Here is a 5,387-nt window from a genome sequence, read left to right on the forward strand (position 1 = left end):
GCTGGGCGCGCGCGGGTGGGTGTCCGGACGCCTGCCCATCTTGGCCCTCACCCCGTTCGGCACGTTGCGGTTGGCGCAGTTGCACGTCGATCCGCTGACGGCCCCAGCGCTGACCTGGTGGGACGCGACGCAGCGCCTCAACGCGCTGGCTGGAGAGTGGCGATGGCGCGCTTGAGGCAAGCGGCGGTCCGCATCGGNGACACCNTGCAAGCGCTCGCCGCGCGCGAACTGGGTGCGGCGGAGCGCTGGCGCGAGCTGGTCACGCTCAATGGCCTGCGCCCGCCCTACCTGATAGCGTCGGTGAACCCAGCCGAGCGCGTCGCGCACGTGCTGCTGTGGGGCGATTGGCTGTCGGTCCCGGCGCGGGCGATCAACGACAACGCGGCCCTGGGCGACGCCGCCCTGGGCGCCGATGTGCAGGTCCGCGATGGCGATCTGGTGGCCGCGGGCGGCGATCTGGTGATCACGGCTGGCCTGGATAACTTCGCCCAGGCACTGCGCCATCGGCTGTTCACGCCGATCGATTCTTACCTGCCGCATCCCGACTACGGTTGCGCCATCACCGCGATGCTGGGGCTCGGCAATGGCCCGGTGGTCGCGTTGCTGTGCGCGGCGCTGGCCCGGCAAGCACTGTTGCGCGACCCGCGCGCCGCGGCCATCAGTGCGGCCGGGGCGGTGGCCGGCGAGCAACTGGTGATCGCGGTGCAGGCGCAGCCGGTCAATACCGAAACCGTCACCGACCTGAATGTGATTTTTCAGCTACCGACACTCTAGCCATGACGCTCCCACCGACCTATTTGGAGATCCTTGAGCGGCTGGTGGCGCACGCGCGCGTCAGCAGCGACGTGCTGACCGACTTTAACGTGGGGTCGGTGACGCGCTCGTTGCTGGAAGCGGCGGCGGTCGGCCTGGATGAGGTGTGGATGGGGGCCGCGCAGGCGGTCAACGACGCGATTCCCGAGGCGGTGTTTCAGAGCTTCGGGTTTGAGCGCCAGGCGGCGGTCTATGCCAGCGGGCTGCTGACCTTCATCCTGAGCGCGCCGCGGCTGGATGACCTGCTGATCCCGGCCGGTACCACGGTGCGGCAGTTGGGCGGCACCGTGACCTATCTGACGGTGCTCGACGGCACGCTGGCGGCCGGGCAGACGCGCGTCGCGATCTTGGCGCGGGCCGAGGTCGCCGGAGCCGCGGCCAACACCAACGCCGACACCTTGACGGTGATCACCGCGCCGGGGGTCGCGACCGCCACGCTGGCGGCGACCAACCTTGCGCCGATCACCAACGGGAGCGACCCCGAGACCGATGCGCAACGGCGGCTGCGCTTTGCCGAGTGGGTGTCGACGCTGGCCCGCGGCACGGTGGCGGCGTATCGCTATTGCGCCATGCAGGCGGCGGTGGTGGTGGATGCGGCGATCCTCGAACAAGTGCGCTACGTCGCGCTGGTGGAGCGCCCCGGATTGGTCGATCTGTACGTGCACAACGGGGTCGGCGCGACCAGCGATGCGCTGCTGGCGGTCGTGGCGTCGCTGATCGAAGGCGACGACACCAACCCCGGCTATCGCGCGGCCGGCTCGCAGGTGCTCTACCATGCCGCGGCCGATGTGCCGTTGACGGTGACCGCGCAGGTGACCTTGCAGCCCGGCTACACGCTCAGCACGGTGCGCACGGGCATCACCAGTGTGCTGACGACGCTGATTGCCAACGCGACCACCGCCATTGCCGTGCCGGACATCATCAACGCCTGTTACACCGTGGCCGGAGTGCTCGATCTGGCGTTGTTGGCGCCGACGCTGCGCACGACCTATACACCAGCCGAGCGTCCCATCCTGGGGACGCTGACCCTGACCGCGGTCGCCTAGCGCGTGGCCGCCTACACCCGCATGTTGAGTCAGTTGCCGCAGTATCTGCGCGGCGCCCCGCCGCGTGGCCGCCCGGTGGTGCGCGTGCGGACTCCCGCCCCGACTGACTGGTGCATTGCGCGCGAGACGCTGACCCTGGCCTGGGACGGGCAGACGCGGGTCTATGACCTACTCACGTACACGGTGGCCACGCTGGTGGACGCCCTGCAAGCCGACGGCGGCGTGCTGGAGTGGTTTGAGCCGGCGCACTACGCCCGCGGCGCGGTCACGCTGCGCGAGGGCGCGGGCACCGCCGCCGCGGTGCTGGAGTGGTCGGCGGATACCACGGTGCTGCATAGCCTCACGCGGCCGGTCGAAGCAGCGCTGGAGGCGATCAGCGCGGCGACCCCGGACCTGGCGCAACAGGTCAGCCTGGACGGCGCCGACGCCGATTGGCTCGACGCGCACGGGCGGCTCTACGGCATCGCGCGCCCCAGCGGGATGGATGACGCTGGGTATCGCGCCTACATCCTGGCCGCCATCATGCGCCCGCGCAACACGCCGCGCGGGATGGAACAGAATCTGCGCCAACTGGGCGACGGCACCGTGGTGCAGGTGCGCGAGCCGTGGCAAGAGATCGTGGTGCTCAGTGACACCGCGGTGCTCAGTTCGGATCAGCACTTGCAAGGGGCGCCGGTGTGGCAGTACCACACGCTGCAACTGATCAGCCCCAGCGCGCATGACTGGCCGCGGTGGCTGGAGATCGCCAACGCCGATCGGCCCGCGGGCACGCTGCTGCTCGATCCCGCGACGCAACCGGCCGGGACCGCCCTGGTGATGACCGGATGGCTGAGCGGGATTGCCGCCGGGCGCGTCGATCGGGGTGGCGCCCTGGTGCGCGTCCTTGGCGATTGGGTGCTGTCGGATAACCTGGTGCTGTCCGACTCCCGGCCGCCGCCGCTGTGGCGCGTCAGTCGCGTGGAGGTGCGGGGACTCGTCACGGCTGGACTGCGCCCCGCGGCGGCCGTCAACGGCTGGGTGGGGTCGTGGGATCAGCGCACCTGGCGTCCGCTGCCGACCTACGAGTTTTATCCGCCGCTGACGGTGCTCGATCCCGCGGCCGGGCAGTTGAGCGACGGGTATTACTACATTCCGCTCGGTGCTGACACCTGGGTGCGGCGCGTGACCGAAACCGCGTGGGCCATCGACGCGGCGGCGGGCGTGCGCGCGCCGGATGCGCCGGGTCAGGCGGGCGACTGGTACCTGGCCGCGGGGTATCTGCAGCTGTGCGTCGCCCCGGCGCGGTGGTGTCGCCTGGCCGTGGAGTCCACCTGGACCGACGGGCCGTGGCCGGCCGACGCGGCCGAGCGGCCGGGCGACGCGGTGTGGGTGGCGCCCTACTGGTACCGCAAGGTCGCGGATGACGCCTGGGTCAGGGCGGTGATGGAGACCCAATTCACCGAGCGGCCCCCCAGCCGCAGCGATTTACCGGATGCCGCCACGCTGCCCGATGGCGCCACGCTGCAAGTCACCGGCGGGGTGTGGGCGGTGGAAACCGCCACCGGGTGGGTCCCCGCCGGGGGGCTGCCGGCCGGTGCCGATGGCTTACCGGACCCGGCCGCGCTGCCCGATGGCTCAACCCTGCAAGTGATGAGTGGCGTCTGGATGGTGGAAACGCTCAGCGGGTGGGTGCCGACCGCGGGGCTCCCACCCAACAGCAGCGGCTTGCCGGACCCGGCCGCGCTGCCCGATGGCGCCACGCTGCAAGTCCTGGGCGGCGCCTGGATTGCGTAGCGCGACTCGTCACTGCGCGGTCGTGACGCCATGCTGTGCCCAGCCCCCTTGACGCACCGCGTGATAACTGAGTCCACATGGCTGTTTTAACCTTCTCCGGACGCACCGCGCTGGCGGTGGCCATCAAGGAACAACCGCTGCATTTCGCCTGGGGGCGCGGCGATCCCGCCTGGGACCTGACCCCGGTCGGGGTCGCACCCACGGCGACCGCGCTGATTGATGAGATCGGCCGCGTGCTCCCCGCGGTGGTCGGCTATTGCGTGCCGGACGCGGCCGGCTCCATCCTCGTGCCGACCGGCCAGTATGCGCCGTCGGCGCTGCCCACCAATTATCTGCATCTGCGCTTCGACTTCAATTACGCCGACGCCGCCGGCAACACCGTGCGCGAGGCCGGGCTGTTCATGGGGTCGGTCATGGTGACCGGACTGCCGGCGGGGCAGCGCTACTTCCCGCCGGACGCNGTCGCGGCGCCCGGCATTCTGCTGGCGGTCGAGCGCTTTCCCGGCATCGTGCGCACCGCGCAGGTGCGGCAACTCTTTGACTTCGTACTTGAGCTATGACGATCTCACTGCCCGATTACTACGATCGCACCGACCCGGCCAAGCACTACGATCAGCATTTGTTCGTGGCCGGCACGCCGCTGCAATCGGCGGAACTCAACGAGATGCAGGTGACCGGCCAGGCCCGGCTGCGGTCGATCAGCGACGTGTTATTTCACGACGGGGCCGTCATGAACGGGGCCGACGTGTTTACCACGACCGTGGCTGACGTGTGCACCTGCGACGCGCAGGCCGGCGCCATCTATATTGCGGGCGCCGTGCGCGGGGTGCTGCCGCGGGTGTTCACCATCCCGGCCACGGGCGCGGTCACCATTGGCGTGCGCCTGACCGAGACCGTGGTGACGGCGCTCACCGACCCCGCGCTCTATGATCCGGCGATCGACTCGCTCAACCAAGGCAGGGCCGGCGCGGCGCGGCTGCGGGTGGAGATCGTGTGGGGCTATGCCGACGACGGCCAGACCGGGGCCTTCTACCCCGTCTATGCCGTCACCGATGGCATCGTCCAGACCAAGCAACCGCCGCCGCAGGTTGACTCAACCTCGTTGGCCATCGCGCGCTACGACCGCCAGTCCGCGGGTGGCATGTACGTCTCCGATGGCCTGAAAGTGACGTGCCTGGCCGATGCCGCCGGTTTGCAGGTCTACTCGATCAGTGAGGGCGTGGCGCGCATCAATGGCGCCGAGTTGATCTTTCCGCAGGGCCGCCGCTTTGCTTACGCCGCCGCCGCCGAGACCAGCGCGGTCGCGCTGGAGCAGCATGTCGCCGTCGGCGGCACGGAGCGGGTGCCGGTCTGGCACACGCCGATCGCCGCCATCAGCCAGGTGGCGATCACCCGCGAGGTGAGTGTCATCAAGACGCGCGGGCCGACCGCCAACAGCAAGGATTTCCTCTCGCCGACCTACACCTCGGTGATGTCGATTGTCAGCGTCACCAGCGGCGCCACCACCTATACCCCGACCACCGACTATCTGCTGACCAGCGATGCCATTGACTGGGCGCCGGGCGGCGCGGAGCCGGCCAGCGGCACCACCTACACGGCGGTCATCCGGTATATCGAGTTGGTCGATCCGGCCACGCTGAACGCTGACGCGACGGGGTTTACGGTGTCCGGGGCGGTCGTCGGGTCGGCGATCCAGGTCAGTTACACCTGGAATCTGCCGCGTTTCGACGTGCTGTGCGTGGACAGCGCGGGCGC

The 5,387-nt window shown here is 69.8% G+C and carries 4 protein-coding genes; all 4 read left to right on the top strand.

All coding sequences use genetic code 11. From position 1 onward, the window contains the following. The first annotated feature begins 776 nt into the window (after positions 1-776). Positions 777-1,859, top strand: a complete 1,083-nt coding sequence (locus A39O_RS0105820) for a baseplate J/gp47 family protein (protein ID WP_020503758.1) — start codon at positions 777-779, stop codon at positions 1,857-1,859. A gap of 3 nt (positions 1,860-1,862) precedes the next feature. Continuing rightward, positions 1,863-3,632 carry a hypothetical protein gene (locus A39O_RS0105825; protein WP_020503759.1) on the top strand — a complete coding sequence of 590 codons (1,770 nt, stop codon included), beginning with the start codon at positions 1,863-1,865 and terminating at the stop codon, positions 3,630-3,632. A gap of 77 nt (positions 3,633-3,709) precedes the next feature. Next, positions 3,710-4,192 carry a hypothetical protein gene (locus A39O_RS43785; RefSeq protein WP_020503760.1) on the top strand — a complete coding sequence of 161 codons (483 nt, stop codon included), beginning with the start codon at positions 3,710-3,712 and terminating at the stop codon, positions 4,190-4,192. Next, the coding region (locus tag A39O_RS0105835; protein ID WP_020503761.1) for a DUF4815 domain-containing protein at positions 4,189-5,387 on the top strand (1,199 nt) is incomplete at its 3' end. The genes A39O_RS43785 and A39O_RS0105835, both read left to right, overlap by 4 nt.

This window comes from Lamprocystis purpurea DSM 4197 (assembly GCF_000379525.1).
Taxonomy (GTDB): Bacteria; Pseudomonadota; Gammaproteobacteria; order Chromatiales; family Chromatiaceae; genus Thiodictyon; species Thiodictyon purpureum.